20 protein-coding genes, 1 tRNA gene, 1 pseudogene and 1 riboswitch are annotated in these 23,873 nt (G+C 30.7%); of the genes and pseudogenes, 5 read left to right on the plus strand and 17 right to left on the minus strand.

What is annotated here, in order from left to right; translation table 11 throughout:
* Positions 1–80 precede the first annotated feature (80 nt).
* Positions 81–156 (minus strand) — tRNA-Trp (locus ACQ3F0_RS04390).
* Between the two features lie 201 nt (positions 157–357).
* Here ACQ3F0_RS04390 and tsaE point away from each other — a divergent pair.
* The 3 genes from tsaE to rimI are packed head-to-tail and all read left to right on the plus strand — an operon-like array spanning position 358 to position 1,971.
* Complete coding sequence (gene tsaE / locus ACQ3F0_RS04395) at positions 358–816, plus strand: tRNA (adenosine(37)-N6)-threonylcarbamoyltransferase complex ATPase subunit type 1 TsaE (RefSeq protein ID WP_428863860.1); 459 nt, start codon at positions 358–360, stop codon at positions 814–816.
* Positions 813–1,529, plus strand: coding sequence for a tRNA (adenosine(37)-N6)-threonylcarbamoyltransferase complex dimerization subunit type 1 TsaB (gene tsaB / locus ACQ3F0_RS04400; RefSeq protein ID WP_428863861.1), 717 nt, complete (start codon positions 813–815; stop codon positions 1,527–1,529). Before tsaE ends, tsaB begins: the two co-directional genes overlap by 4 nt.
* Positions 1,522–1,971, plus strand: a complete 450-nt coding sequence (gene rimI / locus ACQ3F0_RS04405) for a ribosomal protein S18-alanine N-acetyltransferase (protein WP_428863862.1) — start codon at positions 1,522–1,524, stop codon at positions 1,969–1,971. Before tsaB ends, rimI begins: the two co-directional genes overlap by 8 nt.
* A 177-nt stretch (positions 1,972–2,148) precedes the next feature.
* On the opposite strand, the gene fabG is transcribed toward rimI, so the two are convergent.
* From fabG to ACQ3F0_RS04430, 5 genes and pseudogenes are all read right to left on the minus strand, one after another.
* The gene (gene fabG / locus ACQ3F0_RS04410) at positions 2,149–2,889 is read right to left on the minus strand and encodes a 3-oxoacyl-[acyl-carrier-protein] reductase (RefSeq protein WP_428863863.1); all 741 of its coding nucleotides are present in this window, start codon (positions 2,887–2,889) and stop codon (positions 2,149–2,151) included.
* A 68-nt stretch (positions 2,890–2,957) separates the two neighbouring features.
* A pseudogene (locus ACQ3F0_RS04415) lies at positions 2,958–3,203 on the minus strand (acetyl-CoA hydrolase/transferase C-terminal domain-containing protein); the annotation flags it as partial.
* A 66-nt stretch (positions 3,204–3,269) separates the two neighbouring features.
* Positions 3,270–4,295, minus strand: coding sequence for a 3-oxoacyl-ACP synthase (locus ACQ3F0_RS04420; RefSeq protein WP_428863864.1), 1,026 nt, complete (start codon positions 4,293–4,295; stop codon positions 3,270–3,272).
* A 15-nt stretch (positions 4,296–4,310) separates the two neighbouring features.
* Complete coding sequence (locus tag ACQ3F0_RS04425; RefSeq protein WP_428863865.1) at positions 4,311–5,873, minus strand: AMP-binding protein; 1,563 nt, start codon at positions 5,871–5,873, stop codon at positions 4,311–4,313.
* A 21-nt stretch (positions 5,874–5,894) separates the two neighbouring features.
* Positions 5,895–6,509: a flavodoxin family protein gene (locus tag ACQ3F0_RS04430; protein WP_428863866.1), complete on the minus strand. Its 615-nt coding sequence runs from the start codon at positions 6,507–6,509 to the stop codon at positions 5,895–5,897.
* A gap of 479 nt (positions 6,510–6,988) precedes the next feature.
* On the opposite strand from ACQ3F0_RS04430, the gene ACQ3F0_RS04435 reads away from it, so the two are divergent.
* A complete protein-coding gene (locus tag ACQ3F0_RS04435) occupies positions 6,989–8,419 on the plus strand; it encodes a sigma-54 interaction domain-containing protein (protein ID WP_428863867.1) in 1,431 nt (476 codons plus the stop codon).
* Between the two features lie 125 nt (positions 8,420–8,544).
* On the opposite strand, the gene ACQ3F0_RS04440 is transcribed toward ACQ3F0_RS04435, so the two are convergent.
* From ACQ3F0_RS04440 to ACQ3F0_RS04465, 6 genes are all read right to left on the minus strand, one after another.
* The gene (locus tag ACQ3F0_RS04440; RefSeq protein ID WP_428863869.1) at positions 8,545–10,071 is read right to left on the minus strand and encodes a sodium:solute symporter family transporter; all 1,527 of its coding nucleotides are present in this window, start codon (positions 10,069–10,071) and stop codon (positions 8,545–8,547) included.
* The gene (locus tag ACQ3F0_RS04445) at positions 10,072–10,524 is read right to left on the minus strand and encodes a hypothetical protein (protein WP_428863870.1); all 453 of its coding nucleotides are present in this window, start codon (positions 10,522–10,524) and stop codon (positions 10,072–10,074) included.
* A gap of 315 nt (positions 10,525–10,839) precedes the next feature.
* Entirely contained in the window at positions 10,840–11,049 is a 210-nt protein-coding gene (locus tag ACQ3F0_RS04450) for a hypothetical protein (protein WP_428863871.1), read from the minus strand.
* 680 nt (positions 11,050–11,729) lie between these two features.
* Positions 11,730–12,620, minus strand: coding sequence for an intracellular short-chain-length polyhydroxyalkanoate depolymerase (phaZ, locus tag ACQ3F0_RS04455; RefSeq protein ID WP_428863873.1), 891 nt, complete (start codon positions 12,618–12,620; stop codon positions 11,730–11,732).
* A gap of 157 nt (positions 12,621–12,777) precedes the next feature.
* Entirely contained in the window at positions 12,778–13,407 is a 630-nt protein-coding gene (locus ACQ3F0_RS04460; protein ID WP_428863874.1) for an ECF transporter S component, read from the minus strand.
* A 208-nt stretch (positions 13,408–13,615) separates the two neighbouring features.
* Positions 13,616–13,730: riboswitch (FMN riboswitch) on the minus strand.
* A gap of 52 nt (positions 13,731–13,782) precedes the next feature.
* Positions 13,783–15,948, minus strand: a complete 2,166-nt coding sequence (locus ACQ3F0_RS04465; protein ID WP_428863875.1) for a Tex family protein — start codon at positions 15,946–15,948, stop codon at positions 13,783–13,785.
* A 171-nt stretch (positions 15,949–16,119) separates the two neighbouring features.
* On the opposite strand from ACQ3F0_RS04465, the gene ACQ3F0_RS04470 reads away from it, so the two are divergent.
* The gene (locus ACQ3F0_RS04470) at positions 16,120–17,454 is read left to right on the plus strand and encodes a M28 family metallopeptidase (protein ID WP_428863876.1); all 1,335 of its coding nucleotides are present in this window, start codon (positions 16,120–16,122) and stop codon (positions 17,452–17,454) included.
* 118 nt (positions 17,455–17,572) lie between these two features.
* Here the strand turns inward: ACQ3F0_RS04470 and prfB are convergent.
* From prfB to ACQ3F0_RS04495, 5 genes are all read right to left on the minus strand, one after another.
* A protein-coding gene (prfB, locus tag ACQ3F0_RS04475; protein WP_428863877.1) for a peptide chain release factor 2 occupies positions 17,573–18,671 on the minus strand; the annotation gives its coding sequence in 2 pieces (ribosomal slippage) (positions 17,573–18,607 and positions 18,609–18,671; 1,098 coding nt in all).
* Between the two features lie 27 nt (positions 18,672–18,698).
* Positions 18,699–21,206, minus strand: a complete 2,508-nt coding sequence (gene secA, locus ACQ3F0_RS04480) for a preprotein translocase subunit SecA (protein ID WP_428863878.1) — start codon at positions 21,204–21,206, stop codon at positions 18,699–18,701.
* A 220-nt stretch (positions 21,207–21,426) separates the two neighbouring features.
* Complete coding sequence (gene hpf / locus ACQ3F0_RS04485) at positions 21,427–21,957, minus strand: ribosome hibernation-promoting factor, HPF/YfiA family (RefSeq protein WP_428863879.1); 531 nt, start codon at positions 21,955–21,957, stop codon at positions 21,427–21,429.
* Positions 21,958–22,192: 235 nt separating this feature from the next.
* Positions 22,193–22,873: a ComF family protein gene (locus ACQ3F0_RS04490; protein ID WP_428863880.1), complete on the minus strand. Its 681-nt coding sequence runs from the start codon at positions 22,871–22,873 to the stop codon at positions 22,193–22,195.
* Positions 22,834–23,862: a hypothetical protein gene (locus ACQ3F0_RS04495; protein ID WP_428863882.1), complete on the minus strand. Its 1,029-nt coding sequence runs from the start codon at positions 23,860–23,862 to the stop codon at positions 22,834–22,836. The genes ACQ3F0_RS04490 and ACQ3F0_RS04495 overlap by 40 nt, the downstream gene beginning before the upstream one ends.
* Between the last annotated feature and the right edge of the window lie 11 nt (positions 23,863–23,873).

Consider the following 23,873-nt stretch of genomic DNA (forward strand, 5'->3'; position numbering starts at 1 on the left):
GTTTGATATTACAAAATGTTATAAATTTAATTTTGCACAGCAAAAAAGACAGTAATCTTTATGATTACTGTCTTTGAATCTGGCAGGGGCACCAGGACTTGAACCCGGAACCAATGGTTTTGGAGACCACTACTCTACCAATTGAGCCATACCCCTTCACAACGAAATTAATTATATCATAATAATTTTAACCGCGCAAGCTTTTTTTAAAATTAACATAATAAAAATTATGTTAATTTTCTGCAATGATTGTGAATTCTATGTTATTCATTATTATTTGTATTTAGCTTTTCTTTTTACTCATTATAAGATAAAATAACAAATGAATCAATAATTTAATCATATGGAGTGAATACCATGGAATTTATAGTAGATAATTTAGATAAAACATTCAACATAGGGTATCAACTGGGTCAACTTGCCAATAGTGGGGATATAATATGCTTGATTGGGGATTTAGGTACAGGTAAAACTCACATCACAAAAGGAATTGCAAGAGGACTTTCAATTGATGATCATATTACTAGTCCTACATTTACAATTGTAAATGAATATTTAGGAAGATTAAAATTCTATCATTTTGATGTTTATAGAGTAAATGACCCTGATGAAATTTCTGCAATTGGTTTTGATGAGTATATTTTTAGTGATGCTGTTTCTGTTATTGAATGGGCGAATTATATTGAAGAACTTCTTCCAAAAGATAGACTAACAATTCATATAGATAAACTTCCACAACTTGGTGAAGATTTCAGAAAGATTAAAATAGAATGGACTAGTGAAAGATTCCAATATATAGAGGAGATAAAATTATGAAAGTAATAAGTGTAGATTCCTCTACTACGTCTGCTACTTGTGCCGTGGTAGAGAATAACAAACTCTTAGGTGAAATTACCTATAATGATAAAAAACAACATTCAGTAGTTTTAATGAGTCAAATAGATGTTTTGTTGAAAAATTTGAATTTAACTATTGAAGAGATAAATGGTTTTGTTGTATCTAAAGGACCAGGTTCCTTCACAGGGCTAAGAATAGGTATGGCCACTATTAAAGGTTTAGCACAACCTTTAAACAAACCTGTAGCTGCTATATCATCTCTTGATGCTTTAGCATTTAATATGGCTTATACACAGGGCATAATCTGTCCAATAATGGATGCTCTAAGAGATAATGTCTATACCGCACTATATTCTTTTGAAGGAAAATCTCTTGTTAGATTAACTGACTATATGGCAATTCATATTGATGAACTAATAAACATTTTGCAATCAAAAAATGAAAAATCAACGACTTTCATTGGAGATGCTGTACCAAAATTTAGAGAAAAATTATATAATAATTTTGAAAATACTTTTTTTGCACCTATACATTTAAATGTGGTGAAAGCGTCCTCTTTAGGCGAATTGGGTATTAAAAAATTATTAAATGGTGAGAATGAAAATATATTTAGTTTAGCTCCTATTTATCTAAAAAAATCCCAAGCCGAAAGGGAGTACGATAAAAAAATGGAGATGAAAAGTAATGCATAAAACTGAAATATGCAAAATTGATGCTTGTCATATTGATGAACTTGTAGATATTAACCATAATAGCTTTGAGCATCCTTGGAGTAGAGAGTCTTTTCTTAGCGAAGTTACCAATAAATTTGCTCACTACATTGGTATAAAAATAGATGACAAATTAGCTGGTTATATAGGAATATGGTTTATTATGGATGAAGCACATATTACAAATGTTGCCGTATATCCTTATTTCAGAAGAATGGGACTTGCCAATAAATTGCTTCAAGCCGCTCTAAGATTGTGCCACAAGCATGATATTGTTGCAATAACTTTAGAGGTGAGAGATAGCAATATTCCAGCTCGAAATCTTTATACTAAATTCGGATTCATTGAAGAAGGAATACGAAAAAAATATTATGAAAACGGTGAAGATGCCATAATTATGTGGAAAAGAACCATTAACTTATAATATTTCGTTTCTCATGTGCAATTTAATTTATACATGTCCGAAATATCAACATACCAATAATTTTAGACATGTATAAATTTTATCCAAATCTTTTACTACTGCCCTTTCAATTACAGCTTTTGCCGCAACACCTCCTTACTGCGCTAATTATGGCTACTTCTCTTAATCTATTCTCCATTATAAAACAACACCACCATCAACACTAAGTACAGTACCAGTAATAAAACTTGCTTCATCTGAAGCTAAGAATGAATATGCATTTGCAATATCTTCGGGGAATCCCAATCTTTTTAAAGGTGATTTTCCTTTCATTGAATCTAATACGTTTTCTGGCATTTTATCAGTCATTGGCGTTAAAATAAATCCGGGAGCCACGGCATTTACTCTAATACCTTTTCTTCCAAGTTCTTTTGCCCAAGATTTTGTCATACCAATAACTCCCCATTTAGTTGCAGCATAATTTGTTTGCCCAAAATTACCATAAATACCCACAACCGAAGACGCATTCAATATTACTCCACTTCCTTGTTCAGCCATAAATTTAGCTGCTGCTTGGCTACAGTTAAATACACCTTTAAGGTTTACACCTATTACTTTATCCCAGTCTTCTTCTTTCATTTTTAATAACTGAGCATCTGCGGTAATCCCTGCATTATTAACTAAAATATCGATTTTCCCAAATCTATCTTTAACATCTTGAATCATCTTTTCTACAGCATCTCTATCAAGAACATTTACAACTAATCCTAACGCTTCTCCACCAAGGGATTTTAACTCTTCCACCATTATGTTCACATCAATTTCATTAATATCACATACTACTACTTTTGCTCCTTCTTTTACGAATTTCTTTGCAGTTTCTGCACCTATTCCTCTACCTGATCCAGTAATAATAGCTACTTTACCATCTAGTCTCATTAAAAAACCTCCCATTAATTTCCCTCTAAAATTCTTATTAAAATAAAGTTTCTATATTTCAAATAAATTTAACAAATAAAGTTTTTTTCAGCTTCTTTTTTCAATTCTTCTCTAAATTCAGGATGTGCTATATTTATTAAGTTTTTAACTCTTTCTCTAATAGATCTTCCTCTCAATTCTGCAACACCATATTCTGTTACAACATAATCTACATCATTTCTAGAAAGAGATACCCCTGTTCCAATGCTTAAAGCAGGCACTATAGTTGAAATAGTTCCTTTCATGGCTGTAGAATATAATGCTATTATTGATTTTGATATGCTTCCCTTGTGGTAGAGGGTTAAAATAAGGTACTCTACTTTTTCATACTAATCTTTTCCTTATTTTAATTTTAATTCTCCCCATAATATTGCAGTAGCAGCCCATGTATATCCTGTACCAGAACCTAACATTACCGTAAGATCTCCATCTTTTAGACGTCCTAACTTCTCTGCTTCTACTAAAGATATGTATGCATCAGCAGATTGACAATGTCCATACTTTTCTAAAACGAAGGAGTTTTCTTCTGTTAAATGGACTCTTTCAAGTACCTTGTTTAGGATAGATTTTTTCATAAAAATAGACGCTAGGAAATTAATTTCATCTACTGTGTATCCACTTTTTTCAACTGCCTTTGTAATGACCTTACAAAAATTATCCAATGATATGGGATCAAGTCTTTCCTTCATGGATTTGGGGTCTTTAACGTCTAAATTTCTTAAATCATAATTCAGAGTTTCATAATTATAATAATTTTGTGAGCCTACTCCATAAACCCCAACATCCTCTGCAAATCCACCATCAGTTATCATATGGGTTGATAAAATCTGATTCTTTGTACAGCCCTTAACTAATAAGGCTCCAGATGCTCCATCTCCAAAATTGAACATAAATCTTGCTCTTTCATTTTTATAATCAATTAAATCAGTTTCTTTTGAAGAGGATATTAGCAGCACGTTATTTATATCAGAATTACTTAACATCATACTCTTTAAAACATTTAGTGACCACACACCTGCTGAACACAATGAGTGTATTTCGAAAGCATTGGCATTTTTTGCTCCTATCGCATTTTGTACCTTGGCAGCCAAATTAAATAAATAGTAATCTTTATATTCACTACCACAATAAACAACGAGATCTAAATCCATAGGATCAAAATTCTCAAGCGTAATTTTAGCTGCCTTTATTGCCATATCTGAAACATGTTCATTAAGACCTGCTTTATGTTTTTCTATGATTCCAAATTTTTTTTCTATTATATCCTGTGGGATACCTGACTTATCTGCAATATATGCACTAGTTTGAGTTTCTTTTGGTACATATATCCCTATATTTTGTATTCCAACCACATTATTATTTATCATATCAGTTTCTCCTTCCTAGTCCTGTGCTTTTCCATAAAGTTTCATCACAGTTGCCGTTACAATTTTACCTACATTGTTCTTGGGAAGTTCTTCAATAATCTGTATATATTTAGGAATTTTATAATGTGCCAATTTACTTCTTAAATGATTTAATATTTCTTCTTTTGTAATTTTACTATCTGATTTTAAGACAATCACGGCCTTCCCCACTTCTCCCCAATTTTCATCAGGTACACCAATGACACATACTTCATGAACTTCTTCAATATCATATAATACTCTCTCTATTTCTGGTGGAAAGACATTTTCGCCACCACTTATAAACATGTTTTTCTTTCTTCCAACGATATAATAAAATCCATCTTCATCTTTTTTCGCCATATCACCAGTATATACCCATCCATTTTTTATGGTTTTTGCAGTTTCCTCCTCATTATTCCAATATCCTGAGAAAATCTGTGGCCCACTCCAAATTAGTTCTCCAGATTCATCTACTCCTACTTCTCTACCTTCATTGTCTACAATTTTTGCTTGTGTAAAGTACATAGGCTTACCAACAGACTGATATTTACGCTGCATTTGTTCAAATGTCATAAATTCTGCTGGAGCCGTAAGGTTATTAGGGCCTGCTTCCGTCATACCATAACCTAATACAAATCGAATTCCTCTTTCCCAGAATCTTTCCATAATATTGATTGGAGTAGGAGCAGCACCTGCCATTACCCATTTTACAGATGAAAAATCTGTTGTTTTAAATTCTGGTAAATTGATCATCATCCTAAAGATCGTAGCAGCTCCAAATATAAAGGTTGGTCTTTCATCATTTATAATTTTTAATGCTAATTGGGGATCAAATTGTTTATTGATGATAATCCTTCCACCTGCATGCAATATCGGCAATGTGAGCAAATTCCATCCACCAGTATGAAATAGTGGAAGTAAAATGTGAGCACTATCACTATGGGATATTCCCCATGTCAATACTTCATTCATTGAGTTAAATAACATTGCTCTATGAGAAATCATTCCTCCCTTTGGTAAACCAGTTGTTCCTCCAGTATGGATAATCATATGAATATCCTCTAAATCCAGATCTGTACAATATCTCTCAACATTATTTTCATAGTCAAGTACTTCCTCATAATGTAGGTCATTATTTTCTGGTTTTCCATTTGATAAAACAATATATTGATTAATATCTACTCTTTTCTTTAAGTCTTCTATAATATATTTAAAGCTTTCTTCATAAAATAAAATTTTGGGAGTCTCATTTTTTATTAGTTGTTCTAATTCATCAACAGATAATCGTGCATTATATGGTACAAGAATTGCACCTACCTTAGCAGTAGCATAATATGCATCAAACAATTCTATACCGTTTCTGGAAATAAACGACACCCTATCCCCTTTTTTTATACCTAGTTTTTCAGCCATATAATTAGCTACAATATTTGATCTATTATCCAAATCTCCATAAGTATAATGCATATGATTATCCATATCATAAATCGCTTCTTTTTCTGATGATATCCTTGACCTAAAATAAGAATAATTTCCTATCCATCCAGTATTTTTCATTTAAATTCCCCCTTTTATAAATTATTTCTTTAATCGCTTAATCACATGGGCAATATTATCCCCTAAATGCTCCATAATTCCTATTCCTTCCATATCTTTATCAGCATCTATGTTCCCACCTTTTCCAGCAACGCCTACATTCCAATAATGAGACCCTACTACAATACAGTCATTTACTGTAGCCCACAATAGTAGCTGTGCAAAGGTGAAATTTTGTCCAGCTCTTCTTGCCACTGTTATTGGTGCAACAATCTTACCTGAAAAAGCAGTACCATTCCATTCATAACTATCTGATTCATTCTTCATTTCATTAGATACCCATCGCCCAAGAAAACCCGCTCTATCTAATAATGCCTTTAATTTAGGTGTAATAGATGAATGATAGACTGGCGATCCCAATATAATTCCATCTGCTTCTATCATTTTTTTAAACACTTCTTGAAAATCATCTTTTATTCTACATTCCTTCTTCTTTGTGCAGGAATAACATCCACTACACTCATTGATTTTCTTATCTTTAAGTCTTATTAACTCAACGCTAATTCCTTTGTTTTCTAATTGTTGCAATGCTGCTTTAATAAAAAATTCTGTGTTTCCTTCTTCTCTAGGACTACCTGAAATACCAATAACTCTCATCTTTTCTCCCCCTTTGTAGATTTAGAAAAATTTTAAAATGACTTCATGTCAAAGTTTTGAGACATGAACACTAAGACTAAAAAATCAACTAGGAACTCACTGAAGTATACTAAAACTTCCCCCTTACTTTTTAAGCATTAATCATGCCACTTTTCATAGTTGTACTAAAAAATAATATTCTTTATACTAAGGTGTACCTGGCTTAAATAGCATATTTATTAAATGACTTCACTATATGTGGGGAATATTTTATTAAGTTTAATTTTTAAAACCAACTTCTCCAATTATCTATGTTGTAACAATTGGTTACTCTTCAGAAGACTTCCTTTCAAAACAAAAGCATAAATCTTATCTTAAAGAATAATATATTTAATTGTTACAATTATCACAAATGTTACATTGGTTGCATTATTTACATTTAATTGGGATTAAGTTTGTGATATAATTAAGGAAATTAACTAAGTTTCGGAGGTGATTGGATGTATGAATTTAATTATGAAAATAGTATTGATAAATTTTTCAAAAGCATTCCATCTTCCTTATTTAATAAACTTCCCCTGCCAATAAATTTTGTTGATGCCAATTGTAGAGTTATTGTAATGAATCAAGCTTTTTTAAACTACCTAGATATACCTTTATCAGATGTAGTAGGTAAGCATCTTTCGGAAATCGATCATACAACTCGGCTTCCAACAATCCTTAAAACTGGAATATCAGAAATAGGACATAATCATAAGTTTGCAAATGGAAAGGAATCTATTGTTGATAGAATTGCTATTTTTGATGGTGATAAAGTTATAGGTGGAGCTGGAATAATAGTTTTAGATAATATTGAAACACTATCAAGCTCTAATAATATTAGGAATTCTATAATCAGTTCTATAAATCCAATAAACAATAGTAACAAGATTAAAACCAACTCTAGCTTCAGTGCAAAATACTCATTTGATGATATAATTACTCATTCTTCACTGATAAAAAACTTGAAAACTAGGGCACAAGCCTTTGCTCAAACAGACTTACCAGTATTGATAATTGGCGAAAGTGGTGTTGGTAAGGAACTATTTGCCCATTCTATTCACAATTATAGCAAGAGAATGACTAAGCCCTTTGTAAGCATTAATTGCGCTGCCATACCAGAAACTTTACTTGAGTCAGAGCTCTTTGGTTATGAAGGTGGTTCATTTACTGGGGCTAATAAATCTGGGAAAGTAGGAAAATTCGAATTAGCTCAGGGAGGAACAATATTTTTGGATGAGATTGGTGACTTACCTATCAATATGCAGTCTAAACTTTTAAGGACCCTACAAGAAAACCAAATTCAGAAGATTGGTAGCAACAAATCCATTAATGTTGACGTAAGAATTATTGCAGCAACAAACCATGATCTAGTAAAAAAAGTAGATGAAAAGAAGTTTAGAGCTGACTTGTACTATAGACTAAATGTATTAAATTTAAACATACCTTCACTCCGTGAAAGACCTGAAGATATTCCACTTTTATTGGAAAATTTCAGAACTTTATTTTATCAAGAGTATGAAATCCATAAAGAATTCTCTAATGAAGTTATATCAATATTAACTAATTATAATTGGCCTGGAAATGTTAGAGAGTTAAAAAACATTGTCTATCGCCTAATGGTTATTGCTTCTGGAGATAAGGTTTTAAAATCTTCAATACCTAATAATATATTGGAAAGTAACCTTAAAAATATTGCAAGCTCATATAATTCCTCTGATTTATTGTCTAAGAATGGCTCTTTAAATAATATCTTAAAAGAAATCGAACTTAAGATAATTAAAGACACCTTAGAAATGTGTAATTATAATAAGTCAAAGGCGGCTGAAATGCTAAGTATAAAAAGAATGACACTTTATAGAAAGCTTAAAAACTGTGAATCTGAAAGTTAAATAATAGCTGATAAGAAAAGCCCAATTTTACCACGAAAGCATAAATTGGGCTTTTCTTATCAGCTTACGATTTAAAATTTTGGAGAAAAAGCCCCATATGATGAGGCTTAAACTATTATAAAACTCTATAAATCTATTACAGCCTCAACTTTCTTATCAAGCTCATCACCTGTAGCTCCTTTAGTAAATAACGAAACAACCACTGTTACTACCAATGCAGCACAGATTACGTTAACATACCAAGGCAAACCACCAGGCCATTTAAATCCATTTCTATTTAGAACAAGAGCAGTAACATTAAGTACTAAAGCAGTTATCAAACCTGAAAATACTCCTTGACTGCTTGCTTTTTTCCATAACAACCCTGTTATAAAAACTGGGAAAGTAGCTGACATTAATGTACCCCATCCAAATGTACCTAATATAGCCACAGCTTCTCCACTTGTTAATGCAAACATTATAGCAAATATACCTATTATAAAAGTAGTAACTCTTGAAACTTTCAGTTGCTTTTTAGCGTCTAATTCTTTACCCAGAGCACTTGGTAAATCCCTTGAAATGATATTAGATGATAGAGTTAAAAACATACTAGCTGTGGACATTGATGCTGCAAGTATTGCCGTATATACAAATAATTGAGCATATACTCCAACATGGTCAGCAACAGCAAATATTGCCTTATCTCCCTTTAATAATGGAGGAATACTTCCCTTACCAACAAGATAAAGGGCTGCATATGCCATTGTTACTGCAAATAGACCCACAATCATATGTCCTATCGCTGCATATAATCCCAGTTTTGGCATATCCTTTGGATTCTTCAATGCATACATTCTTGTTAATACTTGGGGCTGTCCCATTGTTCCAAGGATAGGGATGAACATCCATGTCATAGCAATTGAACCCGGAAGTATTCCCCAAGCATCTAGCATACCCGGACTAAATGCTTTGGTAACCTCTTGTCCATCAACATTTGCTGTAATATTTCCTGCGTTTGAAACAACTTCAACAACATTTTGGAATCCTCCAGTAATTGAGAAGAAGGCTATAATCATAATTATTCCGGCCACTACCATTACCAATCCTTGGAAAGCCTGTGTGAGAACTCCACCCACCTCTCCACTTATAGCTGTGTATATTGTAAGAATACCGAAGATGCAAAAGCCTGCCAACATTGGACTCCATCCTAGCAAATGAGCAAACAATGTTGATACAGCACTTATTTGAGACGCTAAATATGCTATCGCACCCAAGAAAAGCACTACAGATAATGTGGCCTTAATGCCTCTGTGCCTATTAAATCTTAGGTCAGATATATCCCCTAAACTTGCTATTGGACCTACTTCTGCCATTGCTCTGATTTTTTTACCAATTGCTAAGTAAGCCATTGCAAATGCTGACGATGATAACATCCATAACCCCATGGTATTACCAAATGAATAAATAATACCTGGAACACCAACTATTGCAAATGCACTTGCAACTGCTGCTATGGTAGATAAACTAACAGTTAATGGGCCAAAAAGTGCTGTGCCCCCAAAAAAAGATTGAGCATCAGAAGCTTTTTTCTTTGCAGCCCATCCTATTAAGAAAGACACTACAATCATTCCAACAGAAAAGAACATTATCAAATACTTAACTCCACTGGTCATCTAACTTTCCTCCTTTGAACTATTAATTGATTGAATTTTCTTTTTAAAATTATTCCAATCTTCATCGGATAGCCAACTATCAGAAAAGAAATAAAATCCTACTGTCAGTGTAAGTACTCCACCAATCCAATATGTTAAAATTATAAAAGAAAAAGAAGGATGAAGACCCAATATTGTGAAACTAGGCATTTTACCAGCAAAAACTTCTGCATAATATTTTGAAAAATAAAAGCCTACACTCCATAAAACTGCCCATGACAATAATGGATACAAAAACAATTTTTTATTTAGCTTTCCTTCCTTAGATGCACCTAACATCATATAAAGCAACATTAAAATAACACTAGAAATCATACCAATAAACCAAGTACCCACCCATCCACTAATAGTAATAAATACCCAAAGAGATGTAATAACTAAAAAAATACCTGTTCTTTTATCACCTATTTTCATAATACTCCTCCTTTTGATTTTATTATTACAAAAGCTATCCTCCTTTCACATAAATCTATACAATACATTGGTAGCAATTATTATACCAATATATTTTTAAATATAGATAAGTACTAGCCCGCTCTTTTCTATAGCGTTTCATATGATTATATACCTTTTATTGATTATATTATCAAAACATTTTCCCAAATGTGAATCAAGCCTGCTTTTCAACTAATGTAACAAGGTTGTTACATTTTTATATTATGTTACATTATTATTTTCAAAAATAAGAGAGCACTTAAAATACTCTCTTAAAAGATACTTAATAAGTGTTTATGGAACAAATTTGATTACTCTGTTGAGTAAAGTATCAACAGTATAAACTTCTCCATTATCGCCACATGCAATACCTTGAGGTGAGAAGAAATCACCATCGCTACCACTGAATTTTCCCCATTTTTCTCCAAAAGTGCCATTACCAGTCCCCCAATTTTCTAAAGGATCAGAAACATTACTGGCATTAACTCCTACACTTAAAAACATAAGTGTAACAATAATCAAGGTAAATGTTACATGTATTGTATTTATTGTTACTATTCACCCAAAAACAAAAATATTATTCCCTCTATTAAGCTTTTTAAGGTATGACAACTTATTAGTGACTTAAAAAAACTCTTTCCAGTTATATGATAAAATTCTACATATAACAATATCTTTTAGAAAGGATGATAACATTGAGCAAGTACTTTAGTTCAGATATTAATCCAAGTGTACGTCTTCCTATTAGCAAACTAAATTATTCACTTAGCTTGAGTAAACATGTGCGTCGCCTCACACGCTCTTCGACAGAACCGTACATGAATTTGTCTAACAATTCATAAAAATATTTAATCAAAAATGAAAATGGCTATCGCTATCGAATATATATATGCGAGTTGATAGTATAGCCTTTGTTGAAGGTGTAAATAGAATTCAAATAATTATATGAAAACAAGCATCTTAAAAAAGAGTGGATCATCCCATACAAAGGGTTATAATCCACTCTTTTTTATTCATAAGTTGAATATTATATAATAAACAAATTAGGCAAAAAATCTAAGAAAAAAGTACGTAAAACATCACTGTTAATACTAAAAAATATTTAAATAACAGAAATTGAATTGGTTAAAATAGCAAGTTTACTCTTTATAATTATTGCTTTACTATAACATTTTATATGCCTTCTATAAAAATTCTTTAATGGAACTAACCACCTTCTCAAGGCAGTCTATAAATGGAGAATGTCCTGAATCCTCTAAAATTACTAGCTTTGCTTCTTCACCCAAAGCTGCGGCTATTTCTTCTCCCATTCGTCTTGGTACTACTAGATCCCTATCTCCTTGGAATACTATAGTAGGAACTTTTATTTTTTCAATATCTCCAGTGCCTTCTACAACACCATTGTGTATATTTGATATATTAAACCTAGTTAAAGCGTAATCTACGTCTACTAGATTTCTTTGTGTTAACATATCATCAAGATATTCTTCGTATTTTTCTTCTACTGGCCTATTTTTTGTATAAATCAATGCATTCCAAACAACCCTATAAGTTTTTTTATCTCTATTTTTAATGGCATTTAATATAGGTACTACTTGTATAGGATCTTTAGCTATCTCTTCTTTTGTTCTTAAGAATTCACCAATTATTGGTTGTCCTTTTTTATCTTTCTTAAAAATTGGGTAACCTGTTATTCCAACAGATTCTATTAATACTAGTTTTTCTACATAATCAGGATAATCAGCTGCAAAATGCAATGCAACACCCCCACCAGTAGACCATCCTGCAAGTGCAAAGCATTTAATGTCAAGCTTATCTACAAACATTTTAACATCTTCCGAGAAATCCTTAAGTGAATCTATAGCTTTATTATACGTAGATACACCAAAACCTCTTAAGTCAATAGCATAAATTTTAAAATCATTCTCAAGCTTTTCCATTACTATATCCCAATGTTTAGAAGATGTCATATTCCCATGAATGAGTACCAATGTTTTATCGCCTCTACCGCATTCTCTATAGCCAAGTGTTTCTCCGTTATCAATTTGCACTTTCTTTAACTCAAAATTATTCATTTGTAAAACCTCCTTTTGAATTAATTTAGCAAAAACCATGCCACCATCCAATAGTTCTATCTATGGTATATATAGATTCTATATAATTATATGAAAACTTCTTATTAATAAATGCAAAAAGACTGTTTATACACCAAGTGTATAAACAGTCTCAATATTATCTATATGCTGTTTTCTTTTGATCAGCTGTTAACTCTTCACTTTGAAGATAACCCGAAACAGATTTGTATACAGGTATTGTTATAGCTGCAACTACTACACCTTTTAATAAATTGAAAGGTAAAATTGAAAGTAATACAAAATCTAATAAACTATCTATATTCGAATTTACCGCAGCTCCCATTCCAATGAATGCTTCTACAGGCATCTTAAATGCAACTGAATATAAAGGTAAGAATACAAAATAATTTAATACTGTTGCACCTATTGAAAATGCCAAAACTCCTGCAAATAAACTTATGATTGCCATTTTCTTAGTTTTATTCAATTTATATATATAACCAGAAACTAAAACAAAAATTGCACCTACTGTAAAGTTAGCAAATTCTCCAACAAATCCTGATGAAGTTCCTTTAAGAATTAAAATAAGTATGTTCTTAAATAATTCAATTGCAACTCCGGCTATAGGCCCCATTGCAAATGCCCCTAATAATGCTGGAAGATCACTTATATCAATTTTCAAGAAAGCCGGGAAAATTGGAAGTGGAACGTCGATAAACATTAATAAAAACGCCATAACCGATAATAATGAAATTTTAACCATTCTGTTTAATTTAATATTTTTCATGTGCAAAACCCTCCTAATTTTTTATTCTTCAAGAAAATAAGGATAAGCCACTTCAACTATTAATCTATGCAAGTCCAAAACTCATTAATACCTGTGATTTTATACATGTATAGATTAAGTTTACGCAAGGTTTACCTATAAAATTAGAGGTTAGTATAAATAAAAAAGTCCTGACGATAAACATCAGGACGTAATAACATAATTATACTTATACCCTCTACCATCCAGACTTTACTGTCGGTCTTGGAGTTTCACCAAGTCAGCCTTTCGGCTCGCGGACTATAACCGCCGGTCGGGAATTTCACCCTGCCCTGAAGATATTTTATTCTATTTTATAAGATAATTATAACAACTCTTTTCGTTATAATCAAGCTTTTATTGTTTAATATTTTTCATTGATAATGATATTCTTCCTCTTTTTTCATCAACATCAATAATTTCTACATTCACCACATCACCTACTTTAACAATATCAAGTGGATGCTTTACAAATGAGTCTGATAATTGACTAATATGTACCAAACCATCTTGATGCACTCCTATATCTACAAATGCACCAAAATCTGCAACATTTCTAACAGTGCCTGCAAGAACCATACCCGGTTTTAATTGATTCATTTCAATAACCCCTTGTTTAAGTATTGGTTTTGGTAATTCTTCTCTAGGATCTCTACCTGGCTTTTTAATTTCTTTTAATATATCTTTTAAAGTTGGAACTCCAATTCCTATACTTTCAGATAATTTTTCTAAGCCATAAAGTTCAGCAGTTTTATCTATAATACTAATATCTTCTTTACCTATTTGGTTCTCTTGATATTTCAAAGTAGCTAACAAAGCTTTGGTTGCTTTATATGATTCTGGATGAACTGCTGTATTATCAAGTACTTCTTTACTCTCTGGTACTCTTAGGAAACCAGCACATTGCTCAAAAGCTTTTGGTCCAAGTCTTTTAACTTTTAAAAGCTGCTTCCTAGTAGTAAATTTACCATTCTCTTCTCTATATGCTACTATATTATCTGCAATAGAAGATGATATTCCTGATATATATGATAGCAAAGCTGGTGTTGCTATGTTTAAATCTACCCCTACACTATTTACCGAATCTTCAACTACACCTTTTAATGATTCATCTAGTTTCTTCTGTGTAACATCATGCTGATACTGGCCAACTCCTATTGATTTTGGATCAATTTTCACAAGTTCAGCTAGAGGATCCTGTAGTCTTCTAGAAATAGATATAGCTCCTCTAATAGAAACATCTATATCTGGATATTCTTTAGATGCTAATTTTGATGCTGAGTATACTGATGCTCCTGCTTCTGAAACTATAACATAAGAAAGATTAACACCTTTTTCTTCTCTAACTTCTTTTATCAATTGAGCGATAACTTCTTCTGACTCTCTACTAGCAGTACCGTTTCCAAGAGAAATAACCTGTACTCCATGTTTATATACTAATTCTTTTAATTTTTTAATAGAACCTTTTACATCATTTTGTGGAGCTGTCGCATAAACAGTTGCTATATCTAATAGTTTTCCTGTTTCATCTAATACAGCAATTTTACAGCCGGTTCTGAAGCCAGGGTCATAACCTAATACAACATTACCCTTAATGGGTGCTTGCATTAATAAAGCCTTTAAATTGGCTTTAAAGATACCTATAGCCCCTTCTTCCCCTTTGTCAGTAAGTTCTGATCTAATTTCTCTTTCAATAGATGGATAAATCAATCTTTTTAGTGAATCAGCTGCACTTTCTTCAATATATTTATCTGTAATATCATTATTTTTCAGAGAATTCTTTTTTAAATATCCAAGGATTCTTTCTATGTCAGCCTCTATTTTAACAGAAAGAATTTTTTCTTTTTCCCCTCTATTTATAGCAAGTATTCTATGAGATGGTATTTTTATAACTGGTTCTTCATAATTATAATACATTTCATATGGATTCGTTTCTTTACTATCTCCGGAAGACTTAATCTTGCCTGTTTTTCTAACAAAATCTCTTATCCATTTTCTATATTCCGCTTCATCTGATATCATTTCAGCAATTATATCCTTTGCTCCTTTAAAAGCATCTTCAACAGAATTCACTTCATTTTCTTCATTAATAAATTCAGCAGCTAATTTTTCTAAATCTTCCTTGAATTCACCACTATATATTACCGCTGCTAACGGTTTTAATCCCTTTTCCACTGCAATTGTTGCTCTTGTTCTTTTCTTTGCTTTATAAGGTCTATATAAATCTTCAACTTCAGTTAATGTCTCCGAATTCTCTATACTCATCCTAAGTTCATCTGTTAACTTCTCTTGTTCTTCAATAATTCTAATAACATCACTTTTTCTATCTTCTAAGTTTCTAAGGTATGTTAGTCTCTCATACAAGTTTCTTAGTATCTCGTCATCTAATCCACCAGTTTTTTCTTTTCTGTATCTAGCAATAAATGGAACAGTATTTCCATCATCTAGTAGAGCCAATACATTCTCTATCTGTTTTTTTGAAATATTAAATTCTTTAACTAATTTGTTTACTATAATACTCATCTTAACACATCCTTACGATAATGATTAGTTGACAGTTCAAAGTTCACAGCAGATTATCTGTCCTTAGCTTACATTATTTTATACCATAAAAGTTAAAAAGTCCATTATTTCATCATAATGGAAGCCTGCATAGGCATAAACTATATAAAAAAACTTTATAAGGAGCTTTTTATGAAAAGATTATTAAATCAAATTATTTTATCTTTTGCATTATTAATGTTTACGCTTAGTTATGGAGTAAATTCTTCTATACATAGTTTTAATGTTGAAAACACATATGAAAATATTAAATATATTTCCTCTGATTATTTTAAGGGTAGGTTAACTGGAACTATAGAAAATAAAGAAATTGAAGAATACATTAAATTAAAATTTATTGAAAATGATTTAAAGCCATTTATGGGTGAATACACAGATTCATTTAATACAAGTTTTCCAAAAAAAATTGATGGAGAACCTTATTTATTCGTTTCTGATGGAAAAGGTAATAAAATCGAAGAATTTTCATATGGAAAAGATTTTAAAGAGGATATGATAAATTTCAAAAATAATACATTTACTTTTTCTAAAAATTCTGAAATTTTCATGAGAGAAAACATGCTTCAAGCTAATACAGGCAAAGATTATTTTTTGTTATACTCATCTCAAGAACATAATCTTAACTTCAGAAGTTCCTTTATGCATGATTCCCCTTGGAGTATGGCCATAGTACTTTCTGATACTGCGTTAACCTCTATAAAAGATTATATAAACAACGGATACTATATTAATTGTTTTATTCCATATGAAATTTCAGAAACAACTGCTAGAAATATTATGGGCCTTATCCCAGGTGAATCAAATAAAGATCCAATTATAATAACTGCTCACTTTGATCATTTAGGAGTAGATTTGGATAACAATATTTACTCAGGTGCTCTTGATAACGCTTCCGGAACATCATTTATTTTAGAACTAATAAATTATGTAAATTCTTTAGGAACTCCTAAAAGAGATATTTTATTTGTAGCATTCAATGCTGAAGAATTCGGTTGTTTAGGTTCAGAAGCCTTTGTTGAAAAATATAAAGATAACATTCTTAGAAGTAAAGTTTTTAATTTTGATATGATTGGCTCTAATAATGCAGTCCCTCTTAGCATAATGGGAGGTATAAATGATAATGAAACGAATCTATTTATGCGCTCTGTAACTGGAACGTGTGCTGATGAAGATGTAAAATATAATTATTTGTTTCAAAACTCTTCAGATCACAAATCTTTTAGAGAAAAAAATATTGATGCTATTACTTTTTGCGACAATGACCTTTCACTTATACACACACCAAATGATACCGTAGAAAATATTAGTTTAGAGAATATTTATAGATGTTATAATGTCGCTTCAAAAGAAATAATTAAATATGCCTATAAAGGGAACCCCTTATTACTTTATTACAAAGAAATAATGTCAATCAGCATCTTTATAATAATTATAATTTTCTTTAAAAATTTATTTCAAAATAAATAAAACCAAATACGCAATTTTGTATATAATCCAGTGAAACTTAAATAACACAAGTTCCAAATCTCAGGCATCCATGAGTTTTGAACTTGTGTTATTGTTTAGTTGAATTAGTTCATCCATTTTATTTTTGTCTTAAATACTCAGTAATAAACAAATCTAAATCTCCATCCATTACGGCATGAACATTTCCCGATTCTGCTCCAGTTCTATGATCTTTCACCATACTATATGGATGGAATACATAAGATCTTATCTGGCTTCCCCAAGCATTTTCCATTAGATTACCAGATAAATCCTCAATTCGTTCTTTATGTTCTCTTTCTTTTATCTCTACTAACTTTGCCTTCAACATATTGAGAGCTGTTTCTCTATTAGAATGCTGACTTCGCTGATTCTGACACTGAACAACTATACCTGTTGGAATATGAGTTATTCTTACCGCTGACTCCGTTTTATTTATATGTTGGCCACCAGCGCCACTAGCTCTATAGGTATCAACTTTTAAATCTTCCGATTTAATTTCAATATCTTGATCCTTTGTTAGTTCAGGAAGAACTTCAACGGCCGCAAAAGATGTCTGTCTCTTTCCATTAGCGTTGAAGGGTGATATTCTAACTAATCGATGAATCCCTTTTTCTGCTTTTAAATATCCATAAGCATGTTCACCAGTAACCTTAATTGTGGCACTCTTAACTCCAGCTTCTGTATCAGGAATATATTCCAACGTTTCTAAACTATATCCCTTGCTTTCAGCCCATCTTGAATACATTCTTAAAAGCATTTCATTCCAGTCTTGAGCATCTGATCCACCAGCTCCAGCATGAAGAGTCATAATAGCATTATTTTTATCATATTCACCTGATAAAAGAATCTCAATTTTAAAATTCTCAATGCTATTTTTCAAAGTTTTTATATCATTTTTTATTTCATTTAAAGATGTTAAATCTTCTTCTTCATTACTTAATTCTATCAAAATTTCTGTATCTTCAATCTTATCTTTTACTAAAGTATATCTTTGAAGTTTGTTTTTTAAATTTTTTGTTTCTTGAGAAATCATTTGCGCATTCTCAATGTCAGACCAAAAGTCTGGTTCCTGCATATTTTTCTCAAGTTCATCTATTCTAATTTCTATACCAGTTATGTCAAAGTGAAACCCTCACTTCATCTAGTTCTCCTTTTAGCTGTTGAATAATACTTAAAAATTCATCTAGCCCATCCATTTATTTCACACCTTTCAAAACTATAAATTATTGATTTCTTCCACAACAATTTTTATACTTTCTACCACTTCCACATGGACATGGTTCATTTCTTCCTACTTTTTTATCTTTTCTTGTAACAGGTCCTTTTTTCACAGAATCATCGCTTCTGTTTGTATATGTTTCCTTAACTACTCTTTCTCTTTCAGGACGTTTTTCTATATGAACATGGAATAAATATTTAACAGTATCTACTTTTATTCCATAAATCATCGCATCAAACATTTGACTACCTTCAAATTGGTAAGCTTGAACTGGATCTTGCTGTCTATATGCTCTCAGTCCAATACCTCTTCTTAAGTGATCCATATCATCAATATGTGCCATCCATTTTGTATCAACAACTCTTAAAAGAATAACTCTTTCAACTTCTCTCATTTGTTCAGAAGTAAATTGTTCTTCTTTTTCGTTATACAAATTTATAGCTATATTAATTAACTTTTGCTTTATTTCATCATTAGGTAACCCTTTTATTTCCTCTGTTTTGATTATGTTTTTAGGAATACATATTTCTTCTAAATACGCTATTAACTTATTTAATTCAGTATGTAATTCTTCTGCAACTCCAGATAAATGAGTATCAACTGTCTGAGAAATAACTTCATGAATCATTTTCTCAACTTGACCTTTTAAATCTTCCCCTTCAAGTACTTCAGCTCTTTGTTTATATATAACCTCTCTTTGTTGATTCATAACATCATCGTATTGAAGTACATTTTTTCTTATATCAAAGTTATTGCCTTCAACTTTCTTTTGAGCGCTTTCTATAGCATTTGAAACCATTTTACTTTCAATAACATCATCATCTTCTAGCCCAAGCTTATCAACTATAGTTTGGAATCTTTCAGATGCAAATATTCTCATCAAATCATCTTCAAGAGAAACATAGAATCTTGAGAAACCTGGGTCTCCTTGACGTCCTGAACGACCTCTAAGCTGATTATCAATACGTCTAGACTCATGTCTTTCAGTACCAATAACTTTTAATCCTCCTAATTCTTTTACTCCCTCTTCAAGTTTAATATCAGTACCACGACCAGCCATATTAGTAGCTATTGTAACTCCACCTTTTACTCCTGCATGTGAAATTATTTCAGCCTCCATTTCATGGTACTTAGCATTTAAAACTTTATGCGGAACTCCTTTTCTTTTTAATAATGAAGATAGTAATTCTGATGTTTCTATACTAACAGTACCTACCAGTACTGGCTGACCTTTTTCATACGTCTCTGCTATATCATTAACTATTGCATTTAACTTTCCATTCTTAGTTTTATAAACCAAATCTGGTGAATCTTCTCTTGCTATAGGTTCATGAGTTGGAATAACCATTACATCCAAACCATATATTTCTCTAAATTCGTTTTCTTCTGTTTGTGCAGTTCCTGTCATACCAGATAGTTTATCATACATTCTGAAGTAATTTTGGAATGTTATTGTTGCAAGTGTTTTTGATTCCTTTTGAATTTTAACATTTTCTTTTGCTTCAATTGCCTGATGCAGCCCATCACTATATCTTCTACCTTCCATAAGCCTTCCAGTAAATTCATCAACTATAATAACTTCATCATCTTTTACCATGTAATCAATATCTCTCTTCATGATATAATTACCTTTTAAAGATTGGACTACATGATGTTGTATTTGCATGTTTTCAGCATCTGCATAGTTATCTAAATGAAAATAACTTTCAGCTTTCTTTACACCTTCATCAGTTAAAATTACAGAATTACTTTTTTCATCTACTGTATAGTCTTCATTAGTTAGAGATTTTGCAAAAAAGTCTGCTACCTTATAAAAATCAGTTGATTTATCCCCTGCACCTGATATAATAAGCGGTGTTCTAGCTTCATCGATTAAAATTGAGTCAACTTCATCTACAATACAAAAATTAAGTTTTCCCTGAACTTTTTCTTTTTTATAGATAACCATGTTATCTCTTAAATAGTCAAATCCAAACTCATTATTTGTTCCATATGTAATATCACAATTATATGCTTCTCTTCTTTCTTCATTACTTAAACCGTGAATAATTACACCTGTTTTTAATCCTAGGAATTCGTATATTCTTCCCATTTCTTCGGCATCTCTACTTGCAAGATAATCATTTACTGTAATAATGTGTACTCCATTACCTGTTAATCCATTCAAGTAAGCAGGAAGTGTTGCAACTAATGTCTTACCTTCACCAGTTTTCATTTCAGATATTCTGCCTTGATGAAGCACAATGGCACCCATCATTTGCTCCCTGAAATGTCTTAATCCAAGAACTCTAACTGATGTTTCTCTAACTACAGCAAATGCTTCAGTTAATATATCATCTAAAGTTTCTCCCTTAGATAGTCTTTGTTTAAACTCATCAGTTTTTAATCTTAATTGAGTATCAGATAAAGCTTTCATTTCACTTTCATATGAATCTATTTTATCTAATGTGCCTACTAATTTTTTTAATTCTCTATCACTATATGTACCAAACAGTTTTTCAAATAATCCCATTTTACCGACCTCGCTATGTGTTTTTTTATGTTTTAACATACTGTTAAATAATCTAATTTATATATATTGAATTAAAACATAGTTTTTGACTATACTTAATTATTATACCATTTGGGTATAACTCCTTCAATAAATTATAAAGCCACACACATCTATATACCATTAAAAAATTATTAATTTTTTTAAAACAAATAAATAAAGGAGGATTATCCTCCTTTATTCAAAATTCAGGTTCTATTAAACCATAATTTCCATCTTTTCTTTTATATAAAACATTAACATCATCTGTATCAGCATTTTTGTAAACAAAGAAGTTATGACCTAGCATTTCTAATTGAAGAATTGCTTCCTCATCTGACATTGGTTTCATAGCAAACTTCTTAGTTTTTACTATTTTACCTTCTTGCTCTTCCTCTTTACTAATTCCACTAAAGACTTGATATCTCAAAGAATCTCCTGTATATTTTCTTCTTTCAAGTTTTGTTTTTTGTTTTCTTATTTGTCTGATAAGTTTTTCTGTAACAACATCAAGTGCTACATACATATCCTCATTTACTTCTTCACCTCTTAATATAACTCCATTGAAAGGTATTGTGACTTCTATAATATGTCTACTCTTTTGAACACTCAAAGTAGCACTCACTTCTACTTCTGGCTTAAAATACTTCTCCAATTTCCACAATTTATTTTCTACCGCATTTCTTAGTCCTTCAGTAATTTGAATGTTTTTGCCACTAACTGTAATCTTCATAAAGTCAGCCCCTCTCTTATTATGTAAAATTGATATTAATTTTTATCTAGATGATTTTTGTTATATATATATTTTATTACTAATTTATCCTAAAAACAAATTCATTTTTTGAATATATTAAATAATTAAGCAATTTATTCTGTTCTTATTTAATAATCCTTATTAAAACACCCTTTTTTACCCACTTTTATGAGAAGAATCATTTTGAAAAATATGCTATAATAGTATTGGTGGGTTAAATTCGTCCCCTCGCCACCGACAAAATCACAATTTCTTTTGCTCCACCTTTTAACAATTCTTCCCTGCAAAAATAACTCGTAGATCCCGTAGTAATAACATCATCTACCAATAATATTGATGAATCCTCAATATAACTATGTTTTCTTATTTTAAAAGAACCTCTAAGGTTATCCCATCTACTTTCTTTATCTAACCCTATTTGATCTTTTGTTTCAACTACTTTATATAACACATCAATAACACCAATATTTATTTTTTCTCCTAATTTCTTAGCTAAATATTTACTTTGATTATACCCTCTTTTTTTTAATGAAGTTCTAGAAGATGGTACAAAGGTAATGTAATCAAAATTTAAATCATTATTCTTTACATAATCATATAAAAATTCCACTAAAACAGCACCTGCTTTAAAATCACTTTCATATTTTAATTTAATTATTAGATTTTTAACCACACCAGAATAATACGAATAACTATGGCAAATAAAGTTTATATCTTCTTTATTTACGTCCATAGGTTCTCTGCATAATTCAATTTTACCACTACATTTGCAACATAATACTATATTTTCGTACAGATACTCCCCACAACAAGGGCATTTATTTTCTTCTGCAAATATTATATCAAGAATACAATCTAATATATATTTTGCATTTTTAATAATTTCATTTCCCATGCTTCTTTATTAAAATTCCTTATTATATTTTTTGATTTTTCAATTTCTATATTTTCATCTTTTGCAATAAAAATCACTTCTCCAGAATGTCTTTTCTCTTTTCTTCCTACTTTTCCACATATATAAACAAGTTTTTTATAATTAAATAAAATATTATCAGCAAAGAATACCATGACATTAATATTACTTATATCCAAGTCTTTGTTTTTATAATCGTTAGTAATTATTATAGTTTTTTTTCTATTTAGAAATTTTTTTATTTCCTTATCATCTAAACCATTATCAAAAAAACAATAAACATCTTTTGCTAAATTCTTACAGTATTTAAATAAATAATTATATACTTTCTTGACTTTTTCTATATCTGGAACATATATAACAACTTTCCTACTACTTTCTAATGACCATTTTATATACTCGTAAGCAACATAAGGAATATCCTTATTCAAGTCTATTTTGGTTTTAAAAAGAGTAGGTTCTACTAAAGGACACCCATTATCTCTTATAGGTAAAATTATCTCCTTATTTCCATTAAAAATACATTCAAAATTATAAGAAATTATCTTTCCTCTAATATTTATCAATCTTATCATATTTTTTATCAATTCATTGTATGAAACTTTAATCACGCTGCTAATTCCGTTGTATATTATAAGGTCAAATTTACCATTAATTGACTTAAATTTTGTACTTTTAGTTATAACCAAACTAGAAGAATTCTCTTCATAATTTTCTCTAATATACATATAATTTCTAAACTTACTATACTTTTTAATTAAATCTATTATCTCAATATCATTTTCATTTTCATCAGTAACATATAGTACTTTTTTTCTAGTTTCTAAATTACTAAGAATAATTTCATATAGAATATTGGAAGAATTGTATGGAGTAGTTACTATATTTAGAAATTTTTCTTTTCCATAGCACCATTTAATCAATTCTTTGCTAATTTTTTTCTTCTCATTATCAATCAAAAAAGAATTCACTCAAATTCACC

This window comes from Clostridium sediminicola (assembly GCF_050402865.1).
GTDB classification, from domain to species: domain Bacteria; phylum Bacillota; class Clostridia; order Clostridiales; family Clostridiaceae; genus Clostridium_AF; species Clostridium_AF sediminicola.